Source organism: Dietzia sp. CW19, assembly GCF_014145265.1.
Classification (GTDB): Bacteria; Actinomycetota; Actinomycetes; order Mycobacteriales; family Mycobacteriaceae; genus Dietzia; species Dietzia natronolimnaea.
In genome coordinates, this window is sequence record NZ_JAALEE010000151.1 from 1 (window position 1) to 5,285 (window position 5,285).

General features: G+C 72.8%; 4 protein-coding genes. 2 read left to right on the forward strand and 2 right to left on the reverse strand.

Going from position 1 to position 5,285, the window contains the following annotated elements; translation table 11 throughout:
* Window positions 1-942, reverse strand: a 942-nt coding sequence (locus G6021_RS05365; RefSeq protein ID WP_182640801.1) for an NAD(P)H-binding protein, incomplete at its 3' end; no start/stop codon positions are given.
* Window positions 943-1,106: 164 nt separating this feature from the next.
* Here G6021_RS05365 and G6021_RS05370 point away from each other — a divergent pair.
* Window positions 1,107-2,192 carry a DUF695 domain-containing protein gene (locus G6021_RS05370; RefSeq protein ID WP_179525901.1) on the forward strand — a complete coding sequence of 362 codons (1,086 nt, stop codon included), beginning with the start codon at window positions 1,107-1,109 and terminating at the stop codon, window positions 2,190-2,192.
* Here the strand turns inward: G6021_RS05370 and G6021_RS05375 are convergent.
* Complete coding sequence (locus tag G6021_RS05375) at window positions 2,146-3,780, reverse strand: type VII secretion protein EccE (RefSeq protein ID WP_347238918.1); 1,635 nt, start codon at window positions 3,778-3,780, stop codon at window positions 2,146-2,148. The genes G6021_RS05370 and G6021_RS05375 overlap by 47 nt on opposite strands.
* 131 nt (window positions 3,781-3,911) lie before the next feature.
* Between G6021_RS05375 and eccB the strand changes: the two genes are divergently transcribed.
* Window positions 3,912-5,285 (forward strand): type VII secretion protein EccB (gene eccB / locus G6021_RS05380; RefSeq protein WP_182640803.1); only part of this gene is annotated, 1,374 nt, incomplete at its 3' end.

A 5,285-nucleotide genomic window follows, 5' to 3' on the forward strand; every position in this document is an offset into this window, starting at 1 on the left:
CTCGCGGAGGGCCTGGCGGTAGCTCGTGCGGCCGCCGGGCGGGGGGCCCAGCACCTCGTCGGCGTCGTCGACCAGGACGATCGCCTCGCAGCGCAGCGACTCCACCAGCGGCCGGGCCAGGGCGGGCTCGAGCGGGGTGACCAGGCCCATCCACAGCGAGGACAGCTTGGGCGTGAGCACGGGGACGGGGACCATGAGCCGGCGGTGCAGCCCGGCCTCCTCGGCGTAGATCTGCATCATCTGCCCGTAGGTCAACACGTCCGGCGCGCCCACGTCGATCACGCGCCCGTCGGCCAGGTCCCCGTCGAGCGGAACCGTGGTGGCGGCCGCGAGGTAGTGGACCACGTCCCGCACGGCGATCGCCTGGATGCGGTTGGAGACCCATTTCGGGGTGACCATCCCCGGGAGCCGGGTGGTCAGGTGCCGGATCATCTCGAACGAGGCGGACCCGGAGCCGATCACCACCCCGGCCTGGATCACCAGCGCGGGCACGGACGAGGCCAGCATGATCCGTCCCACCTCAACGCGCGAGCGCAGGTGGGTCGACAGGTCGGTCTCGTCCTCCGGGTGCAGCCCGGACAGGTGCACGATGCGGCCCACCCCGGCGGCCTCGACTGCGCGGACGAACGCCTCGGTGGTCTCGCGCTCCTCCTTCTCGAAGTCGGTCGAGTGGCCCATGGAGTGGACGAGGTGGCACGCCACGTCGACGCCGGCGAGGGCGGCCGACAGTGCGGCCTCGTCTCCCAGCCCGCCCTCGTGGATGGTGACCTGGTCCCCCCACGGCACATCGTCGAGACGCGCGGGCGTGCGCGCCAGGACCGAGACCTCGGCGCCGTCGGCGAGCAGTCGGGGGACGAGACGGGAGCCGACGTACCCGGTGGCGCCGATGACGAGGACGCGCGGGCCGGTCGGGGCGTCGGGGGATCCGTGGGGGTTGGTCATACCCGAGACTCTTCCAGTGCGGACGCCGATGCGCACCCGTTGACGGGGGACAGGACCGGCCCGGGGGCCCGGCCGGGGTGAGTCGTTCCGCGCACGAGTGGCGGCTTATCCGGATACTGGAGTGAGACCAGCCAGACGGACCGTGACGGGCGGAGGGAGAACAGATGGCGATCGGCGCGGCACGACCCCGACAACTCTCCAGATCGATGGACCTGTCCGGCGTCCGCATCGAGACCGCCAGGCTCCGCTCGGACCGGGCCGTGACCACCTTCTGGCGGTGGTGGACCGAGGGCGGGTGCCGCCGGACGACCGCCGCGCTCGAGTCGGGTGACGCCCGCCGCGTGGTCCCGGAGATCACCTCGCTCATCGAGGCGATCGACCCCGGGTTGTCGTGGGAGTTCGTCCCCGGGTCTCACGGCGCGCCGCACCGCCTGACCGTCACCGCGGCCGGGGTACCCGAGCTCCGCAGGGCGGCGCGCCGGTGGCTCGCTCAGGCCCCGCCCGCCGACGCCGACTGGTCGTACGCGGACCTGCGCGACCCGGTCTCCGGGTGCGCCATGCACTTCCGCGACCGACGCCTGGGCTTCGACGAGGCGGAGGTGGTGGTGGACTGCGGCCTCTCCCGGGCCGACGTGACCGTGCACCACCCCGGGTTCGCCGGACTCAAGGGATCCGACGCCGGGATCGCCGCCTACCTGCTGCTCGACGCCATGTGCGGGGAGGCCGCGGTGGAGATGTGGGTGGGCATGATCCGCTCCAACGCCACGGCCCCGGGGGACGACGCGGTCTCGCTGGACGCGCTGCCCGGGATCCTGCGGGAGATCGAGCGGGACAACACGGACGAGGACGGGGAACCCGCCTGGCAGATCCTGCACGGCGACACCTCCCGGGGCCCGATGGTGGCCGTGGTGCGCGTGCCCCTGGTGGCGCTCTCGGCCCCGGAGTTCGACCGGCACGTCGCCGTCCACGTGCCCTATACGGATGTCGAGGACGGCGGTCTGCCGGGATCGGCCTCCCTGCCCGGGCTGCGGGACTTCGAGGACCACCTGGTCGACCGCCTGGAGGGCACCGGCGAGTGCGTGGGCGCCGAGAGCTGCAACGGCCGCCGGCTCCTGCACTTCTACGTGGACTCCGCGACCCCCGCGCACGAGCAGCTGCGCGTGGCCGCCTCCGGCTGGGAACAGGGCGAGGTGACCCTGACGGTCACCGACGATCCGGGCTGGCGGAAGGTTCAGCACCTGCGGGTGTGAGGTCCCCCGAACTCGGACCTGGACCCGGGATCGGGCCCACGAACGCGTCCTCTCCGGGGCCGGTCACGACCGACACCTGCCGGGCGGGTCCGGAACGCGGTTCGATGGAGATCCAGCCCGGAATCCTGCCATCGAGTACCAGCTCGGGCGGATTCCCGGTCGTCGCACGCCCGGGGCCGGGGGCGTCCCAGTCGGCATCCACCCGGATCACGGTCGGCGGTGTCACGTCGGGGCCGCCGGGACCGGCGAGCGCGTCGATCCGCCCCTCGCTCAATGGGCCGTCGACGTCCCAGAACACCGCGTCCACGGGGGCGCCGGCGTCCGAGGCATCGGGGTCGACAATCCGGTATCTGGTCTCGTCGCCGATCGCCAGCAGCGGTCTCCAGCGGTCCGGGACGTCGGTGACCACCGCCACCCGATACCCGGCGGCGACCGCGCGGAAGGCCACCTGTCGACAGACGGCCGGACCGGCCGCGAGGAGTACCGAGCGCTGGTGAGGCCCCGCCAGCTGGACCGCGGCCGCGTTCCCGGTCCGGGTCGCCCCGAGGATCTGACCGCAACCGTGGGCGGGCGGGGCGAGGTCGTCGAGTTGATCGAGGCGCCGCCGGACCGTGGAGCCGGCGAGCGTCTCGGGTAGGGACTCACCCGGGACGGGCAGCACGCGCGGGGACGGCAACAGATGACACGATCCCGCGGACTGGGGGAGCGAGTCCACGGTGAGCCCCGCGAGACCCACGGTCGAGATCGAGTCGACGACGTCGCGGCGGCCCGGCACCCGGCGGAGTCGGAGCACCTCGGTGATGTCTGACGCGGGTACAGAGGTGAGGGCGTCCACGACCTCGCGCGGGTCCTCACCGGGGCGGACCACCAACCCCACTCCGTCGGTGGGATCGGCCTCGGCCTTGAGGTATCGCTCCGCCAGCTCTGTGGCATCGAGTACACGACACGGAACCCCGTGATGAACCAGAGATCGGCGGAGTCGTTCGGTGGCCACCGCGATGACCCACTGCGGCGAACCCCGCCCCGCCTCCGCCGGCGCGCTCAGCGCGAGTTCGGACAGGTCGAATCGGAGGAGCAGGTGGACGCGCCGGTGGGAGACCAGAGCCAACGGACCCACGAGCGAGCAGTACACCTCGCCGTCGGGGCCCGTCGCCGCACGTCGCCCGTGAACCACCACATCGATCCCCTCGAGCAGCACCCCACCCTGGTCGAGTTGCCGCGCGACCGCGCCCAGCGGAAGCCGGACGCCGAGGAAATCCGCCGGGTCGTCGCTCCCGACCTCGGTGGTCTCCAGAGCGCCGGCTGAGACCTCGACACCGGTGGTCACCACCTGGTGACCGCCGACGCACCCGACCAAGGAGAACTCGGGCGAGACCAGATCGACGACGTCGACGTCTGACCGGCGTGGGCGCGGTCCGCCTCCGAGCAGATATCGGCCCCGGTGACGGATGGTGGCGGCGCAGGCGACCAGTGAGGCGGCGGCGAACTGGACCCAGGGCTGCCAGGGCGGCGGGCAGATCACCGCGAGCACCCCCGAGGTCAGGAGGACGGTCAGGAGGATGAGAAGGGTGCGAGGGGCAGCCGTCACACGTCCTCCTGGCCTGGTCGGGGGCGCGCGAGGCCGCCCGGGAAGCCCGGCCATCCGGCCGGGACAGTGGCGTACCCTACCCCCGGAACCCGCCGTCGCGGGGCGTCACATCCGTGGGAAGGAGCCCGTTCGTGCCGCTGAAGCCGACGACCAGGGCGCAGGTCGACGGGCACCGTTTCCTGTCCCGGCGGGCCCGACACGCGGTGGCCGTCCGCGACGTCCGGATGCTCCACGATCCACTCAGGCGACAGTCGACGGGACTCATGCTGGGTGCGGTCGCCGCCGTCCTCGGTTGCGTCGGTGCGGCGGTCCTGGCCCTCCTCGATCCGACGCCCGATGTCGATCGCGCCGTGGTGATGGTGGGCCGGGACTCCGGCCAGATGTATGTCCGCGCCGGCGACACCGTCCACCCGGTGTTCAACCTCGCGTCCGCCCGTCTGGTGACGGGTCAGCCCGCCGACCCCACCACTGTGCGGGACTCGGACATCGCCCAGACGCGTCGTGGAGGACTGATCGGGATCCCCGGAGCGCCGTCCGCGCTGCCGGCACCGCGCGACGAGGACGGGGCCGCGGCGGTCTCGTGGACCGTGTGCGACGAGATCGCCGACGTCGATCGCGGTCGCCCCCGGATCGTCTCGACGAGTGTCGTCGCCCGTGACGGGGCGGCGGGACCCGGGCGTGACACCACCGGCGACGAGATCGTCCTGGCCGACCAGGACGGCAGGGGCTGGCTGCTGCGGGACGGGACCCGCTCAAGAATCGACTTGTCGGACGGCGACCTGCTGGCGATCCTCGGACTGGGCGGCGTCGAGCCGCGGCCGGTCACCGCGGCGTTGATCGACCCGCTGCCGGAGGTCGATCCGGTGGTGCGACCGGAGATCGATCTGGCAGGCAGGCCGGTGGACTACGGTCTCGACTCATTGCGGATCGGGCAGGTGTTCACGGTGGACACCGCCTCGGGCAGGGAGACCTACGTCGCCCTGGCAGATGGTGTCCAGGAGGTCGGTCCGGTGGTGGCCGACGTCATCCGTTCGACGACGACGGTGGGTGCGGTCGTGTCCGTGGATCCCGACCGGATGGGCGTCCCGCGCTCGGTGGCGCTGAACGTGGATGCCTTCCCAGCGGATCGTCCCTCGGTCCTCTCGACCGGTGACTCCCCGGTGCTGTGCGTTCGCGATGCGGGCAGGGAGGGGTCAGTGGGCCGGCGGGTGACCGTTGTCGCCGGCGCTCCGGCTCCGTCGGCCGCACAGGCGCGTCCGGTGGCCGGCGCGGACGGGGGCGGGCCGGCGATCGACGTGCTCGGCGTACCCGGTGGAGGCCTTCTGGTGACCGCGGTCGGACGAGGCACGTCAACCCGCGGTGCGGTGACGACGATCGTCGCCGATACGGGCGTGCGCTTCGACATCCCCGACCCGGAGACCGCAGCGGTCCTCGGTGTCGGTGGGACCCCGGTGCCGGTCGACGGTGCGATCATCGACCGGCTCCCCGCAGGACCCAGGCTGGAC